Annotated in this window: 13 protein-coding genes; 6 read left to right on the top strand and 7 right to left on the bottom strand. The window is 78.1% G+C overall.

The window, feature by feature from the left end:
• Nucleotides 1–12: 12 nt before the first annotated feature.
• From BM048_RS14180 to pcrA, 4 genes are all read right to left on the bottom strand, one after another.
• Nucleotides 13–1,500: a cell division protein PerM gene (locus BM048_RS14180; RefSeq protein WP_139224462.1), complete on the bottom strand. Its 1,488-nt coding sequence runs from the start codon at nucleotides 1,498–1,500 to the stop codon at nucleotides 13–15.
• A gap of 136 nt (nucleotides 1,501–1,636) precedes the next feature.
• Entirely contained in the window at nucleotides 1,637–2,530 is an 894-nt protein-coding gene (sucD, locus tag BM048_RS14175; RefSeq protein WP_090034046.1) for a succinate--CoA ligase subunit alpha, read from the bottom strand.
• A 38-nt stretch (nucleotides 2,531–2,568) separates the two neighbouring features.
• Nucleotides 2,569–3,750 carry an ADP-forming succinate--CoA ligase subunit beta gene (sucC, locus tag BM048_RS14170; RefSeq protein WP_090034045.1) on the bottom strand — a complete coding sequence of 394 codons (1,182 nt, stop codon included), beginning with the start codon at nucleotides 3,748–3,750 and terminating at the stop codon, nucleotides 2,569–2,571.
• A 169-nt stretch (nucleotides 3,751–3,919) separates the two neighbouring features.
• The gene (gene pcrA / locus BM048_RS14165; RefSeq protein ID WP_090034044.1) at nucleotides 3,920–6,499 is read right to left on the bottom strand and encodes a DNA helicase PcrA; all 2,580 of its coding nucleotides are present in this window, start codon (nucleotides 6,497–6,499) and stop codon (nucleotides 3,920–3,922) included.
• 313 nt (nucleotides 6,500–6,812) lie between these two features.
• Here pcrA and BM048_RS14160 point away from each other — a divergent pair, with 313 nt between their 5' ends.
• The 4 genes from BM048_RS14160 (at nucleotide 6,813) to BM048_RS14145 (ending at nucleotide 12,077) form a co-directional block, all read left to right on the top strand.
• Nucleotides 6,813–8,330 carry a glycosyltransferase gene (locus tag BM048_RS14160; RefSeq protein ID WP_090034042.1) on the top strand — a complete coding sequence of 506 codons (1,518 nt, stop codon included), beginning with the start codon at nucleotides 6,813–6,815 and terminating at the stop codon, nucleotides 8,328–8,330.
• A complete protein-coding gene (locus BM048_RS14155) occupies nucleotides 8,327–10,348 on the top strand; it encodes a hypothetical protein (protein ID WP_090034041.1) in 2,022 nt (673 codons plus the stop codon). Before BM048_RS14160 ends, BM048_RS14155 begins: the two co-directional genes overlap by 4 nt.
• Before the next feature lie 102 nt (nucleotides 10,349–10,450).
• A complete protein-coding gene (locus tag BM048_RS14150; RefSeq protein ID WP_090034040.1) occupies nucleotides 10,451–11,329 on the top strand; it encodes a DUF4397 domain-containing protein in 879 nt (292 codons plus the stop codon).
• 7 nt (nucleotides 11,330–11,336) lie between these two features.
• On the top strand, nucleotides 11,337–12,077 hold the full coding sequence (locus tag BM048_RS14145) for a sortase domain-containing protein (RefSeq protein ID WP_203708966.1): 741 nt from the start codon (nucleotides 11,337–11,339) through the stop codon (nucleotides 12,075–12,077).
• 21 nt (nucleotides 12,078–12,098) lie between these two features.
• Here the strand turns inward: BM048_RS14145 and BM048_RS14140 are convergent, their stop codons facing one another.
• The 3 genes from BM048_RS14140 to BM048_RS14130 are packed head-to-tail and all read right to left on the bottom strand — an operon-like array spanning nucleotide 12,099 to nucleotide 14,761.
• Nucleotides 12,099–12,581, bottom strand: a complete 483-nt coding sequence (locus BM048_RS14140) for a DUF456 domain-containing protein (RefSeq protein WP_090034038.1) — start codon at nucleotides 12,579–12,581, stop codon at nucleotides 12,099–12,101.
• Nucleotides 12,582–12,590: 9 nt separating this feature from the next.
• Nucleotides 12,591–13,286 (bottom strand): LuxR C-terminal-related transcriptional regulator, encoded by a 696-nt coding sequence (locus BM048_RS14135; RefSeq protein ID WP_090034036.1) that lies wholly within the window; start codon nucleotides 13,284–13,286, stop codon nucleotides 12,591–12,593.
• Nucleotides 13,283–14,761 carry a sensor histidine kinase gene (locus BM048_RS14130; RefSeq protein WP_425319177.1) on the bottom strand — a complete coding sequence of 493 codons (1,479 nt, stop codon included), beginning with the start codon at nucleotides 14,759–14,761 and terminating at the stop codon, nucleotides 13,283–13,285. The genes BM048_RS14135 and BM048_RS14130 overlap by 4 nt, the downstream gene beginning before the upstream one ends.
• Nucleotides 14,762–15,008: 247 nt before the next feature.
• On the opposite strand from BM048_RS14130, the gene BM048_RS14125 reads away from it, so the two are divergent.
• Together BM048_RS14125 and BM048_RS14120 are read left to right on the top strand one after the other, a co-directional pair.
• A complete protein-coding gene (locus BM048_RS14125) occupies nucleotides 15,009–16,496 on the top strand; it encodes a PspC domain-containing protein (RefSeq protein ID WP_090034034.1) in 1,488 nt (495 codons plus the stop codon).
• Between the two features lies 1 nt (nucleotide 16,497).
• A complete protein-coding gene (locus BM048_RS14120; protein ID WP_090034032.1) occupies nucleotides 16,498–16,899 on the top strand; it encodes a hypothetical protein in 402 nt (133 codons plus the stop codon).
• The last annotated feature ends 68 nt before the right edge of the window (nucleotides 16,900–16,967 follow it).

The raw sequence follows: 16,967 nt of genomic DNA, 5'->3' as shown, positions 1-16,967 counted from the left end.
GGGGCCCGGCCGTCACCGTTGACGCTCGGACCCCTCGGCCTCCGTGCGCGGACCGGCGTCGACGACCGGGACCGGCTCCGTGACGGCCGCGCCGCGGGGGGCGACGTCCTCGTCGGGCGTCGAGGGCCGAACCGCGACCGGTGCGCGGTCGCGGACGGCGGCGGCCGTCCTCGCCGACACCGCGCGCACCGCCGAGCGGACGCGGGGCTCGGCCGGCAGGGCGAGCAGCGCGGCGCCGACGAGGGCCCCCAGCGCCACGCACCCGCCGACCGCCCACCACGACCCGCCGACGACGGCCATGCGCCCGGGCCCGATCCCCCCGGCGGCCGCCCGCACCAGCCCGGCGACGAGCACGCCGGCGACCGCGGCGGTGGTGCCGACCGCCACGAGGACGTCCCGGGCCCGGACCACGTCCAGGCGACGGTGGAGGTACCAGCCGGCCAGTGCCCCGACGGCCAGCAGCAGGGCCGCGGACAGCAGCGTGCCGCGCGCGCCGAGGTCTGTCGTCGGCAGCGCGCCCAGCAGCGGCACCGCCGGCAGGGGCCCGGTCACCGTGCCGCCGACGGCGAACCGCGTGCCCTCCCCCACGACGAACCCCGGCCCCGCCAGCCACGCGAGGTTCCAGACGACGAGGTCCGGCAGCCAGCCGAGCTGCGCGACGCCGAGGACCGCACCCCCGACGACGTCCATGCGCAGGGCGTCGACGACGTCCGACACGGTGGCAGTGCCCGCCACGATCCCGACGACGGTGAGCACGACGGCGGCGAGCACGAGCACCGCCGCGACCAGCGCCCCGGCGGCCGCACCCACCGCCACGGGCCCCGGCAGCCGCGCCAGCCCCGCCCGCACGCGCCACGGCAGCCCCGAGCGCTCCGGCCGGGCCAGCAGCCCGAGCCCGGTCCCCAGACCGCCCACGACGGCGGCCCCGACGGCGGCCGTGAGCAGCCCACCGCCCCGCACGCCGGCGGCGAGCGCGACGACGAGGGCCAGGGCGACGTAGGTCGCCACGCCGGCGGCCCAGGCCGGCACGCGCGGCGTCCCGGACCGGCGCGCGGAGGCCCACCCGGCGAACACGGCGAGGGCCGTGACGCCGAGCGGCACGAGCGTGACCGGCGCACCGGCCACCGTCGCGGGGACGCCGTGACCGAGCAGCCACAGCGCCGCCCCCACGCCGGCGGCGCGGCCCCAGCCGACGCCCTCGTTCGTCGGGTCGGCGGACGTCGCCACGAAGGCCGCCATGGCCGGCAGCACGAGGGACAGCAGCGAGAGCAGCACGGCCTGCGCGGCGACGACGGCCCCGGTGAGCACGAGCGGCGCCGCGCCACCCACCGGATCCGGGCGGGACCCCGCGCGCGGTACCCCGCCACGTCCCCTGCCCGGGGCCCTGCTCGATCCCCCGCGCAGGGCCGCGGGCAGGGCGGCGTCGAGCACGCGCCGGCGCCGCGGCGCGCCCCCCTCGCCGACGGGCGGGCGGGGCGTGCGGGGCAGCAGTCCGGTCACCCGCCCATCGTCCGTGGGGTGCGGTGGACCGGGACGCAGGCGCCCCGGCGCGCCGCGACCCCGGTGCCGCGGGGGCACCGGGGTCGCGGGCCGTGCAGGGCGGCGACGAGCGCGTCTGCGCCGCGCCGGTGCGGGCTCAGCCCTGCTGGAGGAGCTGACGGGCCAGCGCGGCGGTCTCGGACGGCGTCTTGCCGACGGTGACGCCGGCGGCCTCGAGGGCCTCCTTCTTGGCCTGCGCGGTGCCCGCCGAGCCGGACACGATGGCGCCCGCGTGGCCCATCGTCTTGCCCTCGGGGGCCGTGAAGCCGGCCACGTAGCCGACGACCGGCTTGGTCACGTGCGCCTGGATGTACGCCGCCGCACGCTCCTCGGCGTCTCCGCCGATCTCGCCGATCATGACGATGAGGTCCGTCTCGGGGTCCGCCTCGAAGGCCGCGAGGGCGTCGATGTGCGTGGTGCCGATGATGGGGTCCCCGCCGATGCCGACGGCGGAGGAGAACCCGAGGTCCCGCAGCTCGTACATCATCTGGTAGGTCAGGGTCCCCGACTTGGACACGAGCCCGATGCGGCCCGGGCCCGTGATGTTCGACGGGATGATGCCGACGTTGGACTTGCCGGGGCTGATGAGACCGGGGCAGTTCGGGCCGATGAGCCGCACGCCCTTGGCCTGGGCCAGCGTGAAGAACTCGGCGGAGTCCGCCACGGGGACGCCCTCGGTGATGATGACGACCAGCGGCATGCCCGCCTCCACCGCCTCGACGACGGCGGCCTTCGTGAAGGCCGGCGGCACGAAGATGACCGACACGTCGGCGCCCGTGGCGGCCATGGCGTCGGCGACGGAGCCGAAGACGGGCACGTCGACGTCACCGGACGGCGAGGGGAACTGCACCGACGTGCCGGCCTTGCGCGGGTTCACTCCGCCGACGACCTGCGTGCCGGAGGCCAGCATGCGGGTGGTGTGCTTCATGCCCTCGGAGCCCGTCATGCCCTGCACGACGACCTTGGACTGCTCGGTCAGGAAGATGGCCATGGGTGGTCTGCTCGTCTCGTTCTCTCGGGTCCGGCGTCTCAGGCGGCCGCGTGGGCCAGACGAGCGGCCTCGTCGGCGCCGCCGTCCATGGTGTCCGCGAGCGTCACCAGGGGGTGCGCCGCCTCGGCGAGGATCGCGCGACCCTCGAGGACGTTGTTGCCGTCCAGGCGGACGACGAGGGGCTTGGAGGCCTCGTCGCCGAGCATCCCCAGCGCCGCGACGATGCCGTTGGCGACCGCGTCGCAGGCCGTGATGCCGCCGAAGACGTTGACGAAGACGGACTTCACCTGCGGGTCGGACAGGATGATGTCCAGGCCCGCGGCCATGACCTCGGCCGAGGCGCCGCCGCCGATGTCGAGGAAGTTGGCGGGCTTCACACCGCCGTGCGCCTCGCCGGCGTAGGCGACGACGTCGAGCGTCGACATGACCAGGCCGGCGCCGTTGCCGATGACCCCGACCTCGCCGTCGAGCTTGACGTAGTTGAGGTCCTTGGCCTTGGCGCGGGCCTCGAGCGGGTCCGCCGCGGCGGCGTCCTCGAGCTCGGCGTGGTCGGCGTGCCGGAAGCCCGCGTTCTCATCGAGGGAGACCTTGCCGTCGAGCGCGACCACCTCGCCGTCCTCGGTCAGCACCAGCGGGTTGACCTCGACGAGCGTCGCGTCCTCGGCCTCGTACACCGTCCAGAGCTTCTGGATGACGTCGCCCACCTTGTCCTTCACGTCGTCGCCGAAGCCGGCGGCGGCGACGATCTCCGCGGCCTTCGCCGCGTCGATGCCGACGACCGGGTCCACCGCGACCCGCGCGAGGGCCTCGGGCCGCTCCACCGCGAGCTGCTCGATCTCCATGCCGCCCTCGACGGAGGCCATCGCCAGGTAGCGCCGCTCCGCCCGGTCGAGCAGGACGGAGAAGTAGTACTCCGTCGCGATCTTCGCGCCCGCGGCGATCATCACGCGGTGGACCGTGTGGCCCTTGATGTCCATGCCGAGGATCTCGGCGGCCTTCTCGGCCGCCTCGTCGGCGGACCGGGCGAGCTTGACGCCGCCGGCCTTGCCGCGCCCGCCGGTCTTCACCTGCGCCTTGACGACGACGACGCCGCCCTCGGCCGGGAGCAGCTGCTCCGCGGCGGCGCGGGCCTCGTCGGGCGTGGTGGCCACGATCCCGCCCAGGACCGGCACGCCGTGCCGCTCGAACATGTCACGTGCCTGGTACTCGAACAGGTCCACTGGGGCCGGGTCCTCTCGTCGCCTGCGCGTACGTCTCTGTGCCGTCGCCGCGAGCGATGGTAGCCCGCACCGCCCACGTCTCTCGACCTCGAGAGGCCCTGGTCATGGGACGACCTGCGTGACGTCGGGCACGCGCGGGTAGCGCTTGCCCGCGGCGGCCCCTCGTCGCTCAGAGCTTGGTGACCGGGGAGAAGCGCAGCAGCAGCCGCTTGACCCCGTCGGAGCCGAAGTCGACCTTCGCCACCGTGTTCTGCCCCGCGCCCTCGATGGCGACGACCGTGCCCAGCCCGTAGGAGTCGTGCGTGACCCGGTCCCCCACCGCGAGCGCCGGCACGTCGGCGCGCGGGGTCGCGGAGCCGAAGGTCGCGCCGGTGCGCGGCAGGGGCGCGCGCTCCTCGCGCGGGGCCGCCGCACGACCGCCGCCGTCGGACCGGCGACCGCCGGCGCCGCCGCCCGAGCCCCAGCCGCCGCGCAGCTGGGAGGTGCTGGACTCGCGCCGCCGCCAGTCGACGAGCTCCTCGGGGAGCTCGTCGAGGAAGCGGCTCGGCGGGAACTCGTTCGGCACGCCCCAGGCGGTGCGCACCGCCGCCCGCGAGATGTACAGCCGCTCGCGGGCTCGCGTGAGCCCGACGTAGGCGAGGCGCCGCTCCTCGGCGAGCTGGTCGGGATCGGTGAGGGAGCGCATGTGCGGGAAGGTGCCGTCCTCGAGGCCAGTGAGGAACACCACCGGGAACTCCAGTCCCTTGGCGGTGTGCAGCGTCATGAGCGTGATGACGCCGGGGTCCACGCCGGGGGTGTCGCCGCCGTCGGGCGTCGGCACCTGGTCGGAGTCGGCGACGAGGGACACCCGCTCGAGGAAGTCGGCGAGGTCGCCCTCGGGGTCCGACTGCTCGAACTCGGTCGCCACCGCGTGCAGCTCCGCGAGGTTCTCCACGCGCGTCGCGTCCTGCGGGTCCTCGCTCGCGCGCAGCTCGGCCAGCAGCCCCGAGCGGTCGAGCACCGCGCCGAGCACGTCCGCCGGCCCCGAGCCCTCCGCCACCTCCCGCAGCCCGGCCATGAGCTCGGCGAAGGCGCGCAGCCCGGTCACGGCCCGCGTCCCGAGGCCCGGGACCTCCTCCAGCCGCTCGAGCGCGGCCCCGAAGGAGATCCGCTCACGCTCGGCGAAGCCCGCGACCATGGCCTCCGACCGCTCCCCCAGCCCGCGCTTGGGCACGTTGAGGATGCGCCGCAGGTTGACGTCGTCGTCCGGGTTCGCGACGGCGCGCAGGTAGGCGACCGCGTCCTTGATCTCGCGGCGCTCGTAGAACCGGGTGCCGCCGACGACCTTGTAGGGCAGGCCGACGCGGACGAGCACCTCCTCCAGCGCACGGGACTGGGCGTTGGCGCGGTAGAAGATCGCCACGTCGCCCGGGCGCACGCCGTCAGTGTCCCCGAGGCGGTCGATCTCCCCCGCGATGAACCGTGCCTCGTCGTGCTCGGTGTCCGCGACGTACGCGACGACCTGCGCGCCGGCGCCGGAGTCCGTCCACAGCCGCTTGGGCGTGCGGCCGGGGTTCTTGCTGATCACCGCGTTGGCGGCGGACAGGATGGTCTGCGTGGAGCGGTAGTTCTGCTCGAGCAGGATCGTCGTCGCCGCCGGGTAGTCGGCCTCGAACTCCATGATGTTGCGGATGCTCGCGCCGCGGAAGGCGTAGATGGACTGGTCGGCGTCGCCGACGACCGTCAGCTCGCCCGGCGGCACCGACGGCGCCTGCTCGCCCGCCGCGACCGCCGCGTCCTCGGCCGCGGTGCCGCCGACGAGCTCGCGGACCAGCACGTACTGCGCGTGGTTCGTGTCCTGGTACTCGTCGACGAGCACGTGCCGGAACCGCCGCCGGTAGTGCTCCGCCACGGCCGGGAACGCCTGCAGGAGGTGCACCGTGGTCATGATGAGGTCGTCGAAGTCCAGTGCGTGCGCCTGCCGCAGCCGCGCCGTGTACCGCGTGTAGACCTGCGCCAGGACCGTGTCGGCGTCGTTGCTCCGTCCGTCGCCGGACGTGCGCGCGAACTCGTCGGCGTCGACGAGCTCGTCCTTCAGCGCCGAGATGCGGTGGGCCAGGCCCTTGACCGGGTAGCGCTTGGGGTCGAGGTCGAGCTCGCGCGAGACGAGCGTCAGGAGCCGCTGCGAGTCCGCCGCGTCGTAGATGGAGAAGCTCGACCGCAGCCCGAGCGTGCCCGCCTCCCGGCGCAGGATCCGCACGCAGGCGGAGTGGAACGTCGAGACCCACATGCGGCCGGCAGCCGGGCCGACGAGCGCCTCGACCCGCTCGCGCATCTCCGCCGCGGCCTTGTTGGTGAAGGTGATGGCGAGCACCTGGCCCGCCCGCGCGCGGCGCGTGGCCAGCAGGTGCGCGATGCGGTGGGTGAGCACACGCGTCTTGCCCGAGCCGGCGCCCGCGACGATGAGCAGCGGCCCGCCGTGGTGCAGCACCGCCGCGCGCTGCTGCGGGTTGAGCCCGACGAGCAGTGCGTCCGCCCGGTCCTGCTCGACCGCCGACAGCCCGCCGTGCGGCGCCTCGTCCCCCTCGTCGCCCCCGCGCGGCGGCACCACGCGCGGCAGGCCCGACGGGGTGCCGGCCGTGACGCCGGACGGGACGGCGGACGTGGCTCCGTCAGGACGGTCCGCGCCCGGGGACGCGGGGACCGACGGCGGGGCGGGCGCACCGCCCGTGCCGCCGAAGAGCGTGAGGTTCTCGAACAGGGATGTCATGGCGGTACCAGGGTAGGCGTGCCCACCGACACGCCCGGCGACACGAGGACGACCTGTGCACCGCCCGTCCGTGACCGTCCCTGGTCGCCGGTGGCCGCCGGTGGCCGTGACGACGATCACGTCGGACCGTTGACCCATCCGGGCGACGCCCGGCTCCGGACCACGGGGAGAAGGGTCGCTCGGACGGGTGATCCGTGCCCCGGCACCACCCCTCCCGCCGCGGCCTCCTGCCGCAGCCGCCCGCAGCGACCAGCACCCGACCAGCACCCGACCAGCACCGACCGGCACCGCCCCCACGACCCCGGAGCCCGCCGTGACGCCCCTGACGACCGTGACCGACCCCGCCCCCGCGCCGACGCCCCTGCTGACCCCGCAGGCGCCGACGCTGCCCGCCGTGCCCGACCCAAGCCCGGGCCTGGCGGGGCGCGCCCCGACCCCCGCGCTCGCGCAGCTCCTGCCGGACGCGTCGCCGGGGTCGCTGCTGGTGTGGGCCCTGCTCGTCGTGGTGGCCGCGGTCGTCACGGTCGTCCTGCTGCGGCGCCTGGGCGGGCTCGTCGGCGGCCCGACGGCGGCGGAGACGATGCCGTCGGCCGGGGCGCGCCGGCCCGACCTCCTTCGGCGGCCGGCCCACGTCGTCGGCGTCGTCGTCGCGCGCCCCGCCGGACCCGGCGGCGCACCCGACCGTGCCGACACCGCCGACGACCTCGCCCGCACCCTGGCGGGCCTCGTGGACCAGACGCACGCCGACGTCGACGTGCTCGTCGTGCTCTCCGCCGACGACGCCGCCGGCCGCGACGCGGTGGCCGCCGCGCACCGGCCCGAGCGCACGCGCACCCTCGTCCTCGACGCCGCGGACGCGCCGGACGCGCTCCGGCTCGGCACGGCGGCCGCGGCGGGCGACGTGCTCGCCGTCGTCGCCCCCGGGGACGACGTCCCGCCGACGCTGCTGTCCCGCGGCGTCGCCGCGCTCGACGCGGACGCCGCCGACGCGGTGCTCGTCGAGCGGCTCCCGGCCGACGACCACGCCCCCGCCGACCTGCGCGCCCACGTGGAGGCGCACCTGCGGCGCCGGTCGGGCACCGCGTCGACGGCCGAGCCCGACGACGAGGCCGTCGGCGCGCTCGTCGTGCGCCGGACGGCGCTCGACCGGCTCACGGGCGACGTGCCCGCCGCGGGCCCGGCCGGCGCGCTCCTCGCGGCCGCCGGGGCGCACGTGACGGTCCTGCGCGACGCCGACGTGGCCACGCGCCGCACCGGCCACCCGGCGACGGTGGGGCGTCCCGCGGTGGCGCCCGGCGCCGCCGTGGTGCTCGGTTTCCTGCTGCCCGTCGTCGCCCTCGTCACCGGGGCACCCGCGCTCGTGCTCGTCGCGGCGCTGCTCCCGCTCGCCGTCGGCGCGCTGCGCACGGCCCTGCTCGGCGCGGCGCTGCACGACCTCCGCCGGGGGCAGGGTCGGACCGCGTCGGCCGCCGAGCAGCTGCGGCTGCTCGGCTCGGTGGTGCCCGCGGCGCTGGCCGCGGTGCGCGGCACGGTCCGGGCGCTGCGTCCCGCGACGGCGCCTCACGACGACGCCCGATCCGCCGGCGTCCCCGCGGCCGATGCCGACATCGCCACCCGGCAGGACCCCGCCGGTCCCGCCGACGCCGCCGCCGACCCGGCGACCGCGACCGGCGACCGGGCCGGCGACCGGGCCGGCTCAGTCCCCGAGCTGCTGCGGCTGCTCGACGAGGCCGGCGCCGCCCGCGTCGGCACGGCCGGTGCCGACGACCGCACCCCCGACGACCGCACCCCCGACCTGACCGACGCCGACCGGCACGAGGTGGCCCGATGACCGACGTCCTGGCGCGCCCGGAGCCCGCCCTCCGCAGGCCCCTCGACGGGCCCGACGACCGACGCGACCACGACCTCGACGCGGCCCAGGACCCCGCACCCGGCGCCCTCGAGGCCGCCGACGCCTGGGTCCGCGCGCACGTGGCCGACGGCCTCTGGCTCGCGCCCACCGTCGTGGTCGCGGCGCTCGTCGGGGTGCTCGGGCTCGGCCGGGCCCCCGGCCGGGCGCCCGGCGAGGGAGCGGCCGCGCTGGCGGCGTGGTCGCTCGTCGCCCCCGCGGGGTCCGCACCGACCGCCGACGTCGCCGGCGCCGCCGGGTCCGTGCTCGGCACGCCGCTGCTCGCGGCGTGGGCGACCCTCACCGGTGCGCTGGCCCGGCACGACGACACCGTCACGGCGCTGCGGGAGGCGTCGCTCGCGGCGACGCTCGTCGCCGTCGTGCTGCTGTTCGCGCTGGCCCGCCGGGTCGGGCTGTCGCGCCCGGCCGCGGCCGGCGCCGGGCTGCTGCTCGCGGTGCCGCCGCTCGCGCTCGTGGCGCACCGGACCGTGCACGGCGACGTGCTGGCCACGCCGTGGCTCGTCGCGGCCCTGCTGCTGGCCACCGCCCGGCGGCCGCTCGTCGGCGCGGTCGGCGCCCCGGCGGCCCTCGCCGTGGCGGCCCTCGTCGCGCAGCCGCCCGTCCCGCTGCCGCTCCTCGCGGCGCCCCTCGTCGTGGTGCTGCTCGTGCGGTCCGCGCCCGCGGGGGCGCGGCACCTCGTGGCCGCCGTCGCCACGACGGGCCTCGTCCTGGTCGTGGCGGTCGTCGGGGTCCTCGTCGTCGCGCCGAGCCGGCCCGGGGTGCTGCCGTCCTCCCCCGCGACCGCCGCGGCCCTGCTCGGCGGCCTGTGGTCGCTCGACCCCGTGCTGCTCGCGGCCGGAACGGCGGCCACCCTCACCGCGACGGCGGTGCGCCGGCTGCGGCCCTGGGCGTTGACGCTGCTGGGCGTCGTGGCGGTCGCGGCGCTCGTCGCCGCCCCCCTCGCGGAGGCCCGCGAGGCCGGTGCCGGCACGGGTGCCGCGACCCTCGCCCTCGCGCTGCCGCTGCTCGCCCTCGTCCTCGCGGGCGTCACCGACGCGGCGGCGCGCAGCCTGCGCACGACGTACGACACCGCCCGCGACCTGCGCGGCTCGTGGCTCGTGCTCGTCGCGGTGGCCCTCGTCGCGGCCGTGCCGCTGGCCGGGGCGTCGCTGCGGGGCCTGCTGGTGCCCGACGCCGATGACGCGGCCACGGGTGAGCGGACGCGGGCCGCGCAGGCGTGGGTGCTCGCCACCGTCCGGGGCGGCGCGACCGTCGCGGCCGACGACGCCGTCCGCACCGACCTGGCCCGCGCCGGCGTGCCGGGGGCGACGCTCGTCCCCCTCGCCGACGCCGCGCGCGCCGACGTCGTCGTCGTGCCGGCGGGGGTCACCGACGGCCCCGCCGCCGTGGGCGTGCGCGTGGCCACCTTCGGCACCGGCGACGACGCGGTGGTCGTGCGGCGGGTGCCCCCGGCTGCCGACGGCGCCGGGTCGGACGCGACGGGCGGCACCACCCCCGACCCCGCCGCCGCCGAGCGGTCCCGCGTCGCGCGCGCCACGGCGGGCGCCGAGCTGGCCCGCAACCCACGGCTCGTGCTCGAGGGCGACTCCCGCGGGCTGCTCGAGTCCGGGCGGGTCGACGCGCGCATCGTCGTCGCCCTCGCGGTGCAGCTCACCGCGACGGACGTGACCGTCGGCGCCTTCCCCGCGGTCGAGGGCGAGGCGGCCGACGGCGGCGCCGGCGACGTGCGCCGGCAGCTGCTCGTCACCGCCGTCGGCGGCGCCCGCACGACCGCGGGCGCGGGCTACTCCGTCGGCACCCGATGGCTGCGCGGCCTCGACGGCCTCACCGCCACCGCGGACGTCCGGTCCACCGACGCCGGGCTCCTCGCGACCTTCTCGCCCGACGAGCCCGCCGGCCTCCTGCCCGGCGTCACGGGCGCCGACCGCGCGGGCGGCTGACCCCCGGGCGAGGATCGACGCACCACCGCACCCCCGCACCCCCGCACCGCCGACACCGCACCATCCGACCCCGCCCCGGCGGGACCGACGAGGGAGACCCCCGTGCCTGCACCCACCACCCGGCCACGCCGCGCCGCCCGCGCCCTGGCCGCCGGCCTCGGCGCCCTGCTCGCCGGGGGCCTCGCGCTCGCCGCCGCCGGCTCCGCCCAGGCCGCCCCCGCCGACGGCTGGGCCCGCGTGGCGCACCTGTCGCCCGACACGAAGAGCGTCGACGTGCGCCTGACCGCCCTCGCCGGCGGCGACGTGCTCTACGAGCTCGACGGCGTCGCCTACGGGCAGGTGTCGGACTACCTCGCCATGCCCGCCGGCACGTACGTCGTGTCGATGGTCCCCGCCGGCGCGGACCCGGCCGGCACCCCCGTGGTGTCGCAGTCCGTCGACGTCGTGGCCGGCACGCCCATCACCGTGGCCGCGTACGGCCGCAACGCCGACCTCAGGACGACCGTCCTCCAGGACGACCTCACGCCGCCGGCGGACGGCGAGGCCCGGATCCGCGTCGTGCAGGCCTCCACCGAGGCTCCCTCCGTGGACGTCGCGACCAGCACGGGCGTCAGCCTCGCGCAGGGTGCCACGACCGGCGCCGCCACGGGCTACGCCACCGTGCCGGCGGGCCGCTGGGACCTCACCCTCGGCGGGGACGCCAGCGGCACCGCGGCGGTCGACCTCGCCGGCGGGACGGTGAGCACCCTCCTCGTGCTCGACGAGGCGTCGGGCCGCCAGACCGTCAAGCCCGTGCTCGACGCCGCCGCCCCCGGCACGATCCCCCAGCAGGGCGTCGACACCGGTGCCGGCTGGCTCGCGACGCACGACGACGCGGCGCGTCCCGGTGCCGGCGTGCTCGCGCTCGGCGGCGTCGCCCTGGCCGCCGCGGCGTCGGCCGCCGTGATCGGGCTGCGCCGTCGCGCGACCGCGGCGCGGTGACGTCCCGGTGACGAGGGCGGACGGGCGGGGGCGGGGGCCGCTGCGGCGGCTCGCGCCGCTCGTGCTCGCGGCCGCCCTCGTCGCCGGCTGCGGGAGCGGGGCGACGACGGACGCCGTCGGTCCCGGGGCGGGCGGACCCGTCCCCGCGGCGTCCCCGAGCGCCCCGACGACGGCGTCGCCGGGCACGGGAACGGGCACGAGCACGGGCACGGGCACGGGCACCGTCGTCGACCCCGGGCTGGCCGCGGCGGGCGCCCCCCAGGACCCCGACCTCGGCGTCGACAGCCCCCTGGCGGCGCGTGGGGTGGTCCCCGTCCGCGTCACCGTGCCGGCGATCGGCGTCGCCTCGGACCTCGAGACCCTCGCGCTCGGCGCAGACGGGCGGATCACGCCGCCCGTCGCGTGGGGCAGCGCCGGGTGGTACGCGGGCGGCGTCGTGCCGGGCGACGTGGGACCCGCCGTCGTGGCCGGACACGTCGACGGCCCGGACGGCCCCGCGGTGTTCGTCGACCTCGCGCGCCTCGTCCCGGGCGACGAGGTCGTCGTCACGCTGTCCGACGGAACGGACCGGCGGTTCGTCGTCGAGCGGTCGGTGCGTGCGCCGAAGGCCGACTTCCCGACCGCGGAGGTCTACAGCCCCACGCCGGACGCGCAGCTGCGGCTCATCACGTGCGACGGGGTGTTCGACCGGCGCACGGGGCACTACGTCGACAACCTCGTCGTCTTCGCGGTGCCGGCGACCCCTTAGCCACCCCTCGGGCGGTACCGCTCAGGTCCGCCAGACCGCCAGCGCCCACACCCCGGTCACCAGCAGCGCCGCCGCGAGCTCGACGAGGATCGTCAGGCCGGTCGCCTGCAGCGCGGCGACCGTCGCCCGCCAGGCCGGCGGCCCCTCGCGCAGCCGGGCCAGCTCCGCGAGGTACGTGCCGAGCACGAAGCCCAGGACGAGCCCGACGACGGGCACGACGACGAACCCGACGACGCCGAGCAGCCCGCCCCACAGCAGGCTGCGGTTCGGCACCCCGGCCCGCTGCAGGTGCCGGCCCGCCAGCACCCACTTGGCGACCTGCCCCGCGACGGTGAGCAGCACCGCTGCCGTCACCGCGGTCCAGCCCCAGGGCCCGCCCGCCAGCACGCCCCAGGTCACGACCGCCCCGGCGACGAGGAAGGCGCCGGGCAGCACCTGCACGACGACCCCGACGAGCCCGACGACCACCGCGAGGGCGACGAGCGCCTCACCCCAGCCCGGCACGGCTCGCCCTCACAGCAGCCGGCGGGCCGCGGCCCACCGGGTCAGCTCGTGCCGGCTGGACAGCTGCAGCTTGCGCAGCACCGCGGACACGTGGGTCTCCACGGTCTTCACCGAGATGAACAGCTCGGCGGCGACCTCCTTATAAGCGTACCCGCGGGCGATGAGCCGCATGACCTCGCGCTCCCGCGCCGACAGGCGGTCGAGCTCGTCGTCGCCCGTGGCCACGTCGCCCGCCGCGGTGCCGAAGGCGTCGAGGACGAAGCCCGCCAGCCGCGGGGAGAACACCGCGTCGTCCCCGGCGACGCGGACGACCGCGTCGACGAGGGCCGGCCCGTCGATCGCCTTCGTCACGTACCCGCGCGCCCCGGCGCGGATGACGGCGACGACGTCCTCGGCCGCGTCCGAGACGGACAGCGCCAGGAAGCGGGTCGTGCCCAGCAGGGGCGCGCAGCGGCGCAGCACCTCGGCGCCGCCGCCGCCGTCCCCGCCGGGCAGGTGCACGTCGAGCAGCACGACGGCGGGGCGCAGCGCGCTCACGACGGCCACCGCCTCGTCGACGGACGCCGCCTCCCCCACGACCCGCACCCGGTCGTCGAGCGAGGCGCGCACGCCGGCGCGGAACATGTGGTGGTCGTCGACGAGGACCACGCTCACGCCGTCGCCGTCCTGCGCGAGGGGCGCCGCGGTCGCTCGGGTCTCGGTCATCGGACCTCCTGCTCGGGGGCCCCGGCGGGGGCCACGGGTCGCACGGGCTCGGCCCGCGGGCCGGGGGGCACGTCGTGCGAGGTGTCGTGCGAGGTGTCGGGCGGCGCGGCGGGGGGCACGTCGGCAGGCACGGCGCCGTCGACCGGGACGCACAGGTGGACCTCGGTGCCGCGGTCGGGCGAGGACGTGACGGTGGCCGTCCCGCCGCGCCGGCGGACGCGGCCGACGATGGACTCGCGCACGCCGAAGCGGTCGGCCGGGATGCCGGCGACGTCGAACCCGTCGCCGCGGTCGCGCACGAACACCTCGACGCTGCGCGGCGACACCTCCATGTACAGCGACACGGGCGGGCGGCCGTGGACGACGGCGTTGACGAGCGCCTCCCGCGAGGCCTGCAGCAGCGCCGCGGTCTGCGCGTCCGGCACGCGGTCCCCGACGACGACCGCGTCCACCACGACCGCCTGGCCCTCCGGCCCGGTCCGCGTGTCCTCGACCTCGGCGACGACGGCGCGCAGCTCGGCCGCGAGCGAGGTGCCGGGCACGCTGCGGTCGTCGTACAGCCACTCGCGCAGCTCGCGCTCCTGCGCGCGGGCCATCCGCGCGACCTCGGTGGGGTCGTCGGCGCGGGCGCGGATGAGGGCGAGCGTCTGCAGGACCGAGTCGTGCAGGTGGGCGGCGATGTCGGCGCGCTCGGACTCCCGGGCGCGGGCGGCGCGCTCGTCGCCCAGCTCCCGCACCAGCCGCAGCCACCACGGCGCGGCGACGAGACCGACGCCGGCGAGCACGGCCACGGCCGCGACCACGGACTGCACGAGGGTGCCGGGCTCGACGCCGCCGCCGGTCGCGTCCCCGACGAGCAGCAGCACGCCGACGCCCGCGAGCACCAGGCCGCCGACGAGCCGCAGGACCGGCGACAGCCGCCGTGGTGTCGGCGCCGCGTCCCCGCCGGCGGCCCGGCCGCGCTGTAGCTCGTCGAGCTGGCTCCAGGCGAGCACGACGCCGACGAGCAGGACGATCGTGGGCAGCAGCCAGGACACGTCGGCGCTCACCCCGGCCCGGCGCGCGAGCAGCAGCCCCGCCCCGACGACGAGGAGCACCCCGACGACGAGGTCGCCGACGGGCCAGCGGCGCACGGCGACGGGGACGCCCGCGGCGGGCCGGCGCGCCAGCCGGACCAGCACCCCGGGACGCACCGGCGCCGAGGCGGCCCACGGGTCCCCGGCGGGGACGGACAGCCACCAGAACAGGTAGAGCGCGAGCCCGACGCCGCCGAAGGGCACGAGCAGCACGAGAACCAGCCGGACCAGGCCGACGCGCGCGACGCCGAGGTGCACCGCCAGCCCGGCGGCGACGCCTGCGAGCCGACGGCCGTGCTCGGGCCGGCGCAGGGGCGGCCGCACGGGGGGACGCACCGAGGGGCGCACCGTGGGACGCACGGGCGCGCCTCCCGCTGCGGTCGGGTCGACGGGGCTCACGGCCCGATCGTCACACGTCCCGGGGCCGTGACGGGAGCGCCGGAGGTCCCTCCGGTGGAGGACCAGGGCAGGACCAGGGTCGTGGACGGCTCGGCACCAGGGTCGCGCGCGGGTCGGATCGGGGTGGGGCCGGGGTCCGGGCACGGGACGTCCAGGGAGCACTCAGGGGCAGGGCGCCCGATGACCAGGGACGGGTCCGGGTGGGCCCCGATGCCCCGGCCGGTGCCGCGCGAGCAGGATCGTGGCCATGGACACGCAGACCTCCACCGGGGAGCAGCGCAGCGACGCACCCCGGCCCGCCCGCGAGGGCGGCTTCTTCGCGGCCCTGCGCCGCTCCGGCGTCACCCGTGCCGACGACCGCTGGGTCGGCGGCGTCGCGGCCGGCACCGCCGACCGCTTCGGCATCGACCCGCTCCTCGTGCGCGGCCTGCTGGCCGTCAGCGTGCTGCTCGGCGGGCTCGGCCTCGTCGCCTACGCGGTGGCGTGGCTGCTGCTGCCCGAGCGCTCCGACGGGCGCATCCACCTCGAGGAGCTGCTCGCGGGGCGGTTCGACGTCGCCGTGGTCGGCGCGGGGGCCCTGCTGCTGTCGGGCCTCGTCCGGGGGGACGCGTGGTGGATGGGCAACGGCGACGCCCACGTCCTGCGGGCGATCGGCTGGGTGGCGTTCGTCGGGCTCGTCGTGTGGGTGGTCGTGACGGTGCTGCGCCGGCCGGGCGGCACCTCCCGGCCGGGCGGGGTGCCCGGCGGGCCGCCGCCCGCCGCGTGGGCTGCGGCCCCCGGTCCGTACGGGCCCTTCCCACCGGCGCCGGGCGCCGCGGGTGCCGGCTCAGGCCCGACGGGGACGGCGGTGCTCGTCGTGCCGCCGGCGCCCACCGCTACGGCGACCGGCACGACGACCGGTCCCACCCCGCCCGCACCCCAGGGGCACGACGACCCCGTGACGGGTGCGGGTGCTGAGCCCGGCGCCGCGTCGCCGGGTGGCGGTTGGTCGGGCGGCGGGTGGTCGGGTGCCGGGTGGTCGGGGACGGGTGGGCCGGGCCAGGGGTGGACGCCACCCCCGGCGCGGGCGCCCCGACCCCCGCGGCCGCCGCGCCGTGGTCCGGCGGCCGGCGTCGTGGGCGTGGTCGTCGCCCTGTCGATCATCGGCCTGGCGGTGCTGCTGCTCGTCGAGCGGTCCGGGCGGCTGGCCTGGCCGGTCGGGCTGACGGCGGCGGGTGGGGCGCTCGTGCTCGTCGGTGCGGGGATCGTCGTCAGCGGCCTGCAGGGGCGCAGCTCCGGGTGGCTCGGGTTCCTCGGGATCGTGACCGGCCTGGTGGCGGTGCCCGCGGCGATCGGCTGGTCGTCGGGCCCGTGGGACGGGCCGGACCGGCGGGTGGCGGACCAGCAGATCGCGTGGACCGAGCGGTCGCAGGCGCGGGCCGGGCTCGAGGCCGGGCTGGGCGACGTGCGGCTCGACCTCACGCAGGTCCCGCTCACGGGCGGAACGCTGGTCGTCCCGGTGGACGTGGGCGCCGGCGGCGTCGAGATCGTCGTGCCGGAGGGGGCGGACGTCAGCGCCGACCTCGAGAACGGCCTCGGCACCATCCGGTGGGACGTGGCCGGGGTGATCGAGGAGCGCAACGGCGCCGGCACCACGCTGAGCGCCAGCACGCCGGGTGTCGCCGACGGCGACGACGCTCAGCTGCACCTCGTCGTCCAGCTCGGGCTGGGCGACCTGACGGTCGAGGAGGAGTGAGATGAGCAGCACGAGCAGCACGAGCAGCACGGCGGGCGGCGGCACGGACGACGCACCCTGGGACGTCGCGGCCGGCCCCTCCACGGGCACGAGCACGACGGGCACGGGCACGACGAGCACGAGCGCGACCGGCGGCGCGACCGCCTCCGGTCCGGCGGTCCCGCGCGGCCCACGCGTCGGGACGGTGGTATGGGGGCTGGTCGTGGCGGCCGTGGGGATCGGCGTCCTGGTCCTGGCCGGCGGCGCGCAGGTCGACGGTGGCCTGGCGGTCATCGTCCTGCTGGCCGCGGCCGGTGCGGCCCTCCTCGTCGCCTCCGTGCTCGCCGGGGTGCGCGGGGCGCGCGCCGAGCGGCAGCGGGAGGACGTCGACGTGAGCGCGGCACCCCCGCCGCCGACCGCCTGACCGGCGCCGCCCGGAGCACGACCTGCCGGCCCCGTCCCGCACCGCGGGACGGGGCCCGTGGTGTCCTC

This window comes from Cellulomonas marina, assembly GCF_900111925.1.
GTDB classification, from domain to species: domain Bacteria; phylum Actinomycetota; class Actinomycetes; order Actinomycetales; family Cellulomonadaceae; genus Cellulomonas; species Cellulomonas marina.
The sequence above is the reverse complement of the archived record's forward strand: the minus strand, read 5'-3'. Positions and strand labels throughout refer to the sequence as shown.

Coding starts and splice junctions, on each gene's coding strand:
- sucD (WP_090034046.1), bottom strand. CDS start 2,530: ATGGCCATCTTCCTGACCGAGCAGTCCAAGGTCGTCGTGCAGGGCATG.
- pcrA (WP_090034044.1), bottom strand. CDS start 6,499: ATGACATCCCTGTTCGAGAACCTCACGCTCTTCGGCGGCACGGGCGGT.
- BM048_RS14155 (WP_090034041.1), top strand. CDS start 8,327: ATGACCGACGTCCTGGCGCGCCCGGAGCCCGCCCTCCGCAGGCCCCTC.
- BM048_RS14135 (WP_090034036.1), bottom strand. CDS start 13,286: ATGACCGAGACCCGAGCGACCGCGGCGCCCCTCGCGCAGGACGGCGAC.
- BM048_RS14125 (WP_090034034.1), top strand. CDS start 15,009: ATGGACACGCAGACCTCCACCGGGGAGCAGCGCAGCGACGCACCCCGG.
- BM048_RS14120 (WP_090034032.1), top strand. CDS start 16,498: ATGAGCAGCACGAGCAGCACGAGCAGCACGGCGGGCGGCGGCACGGAC.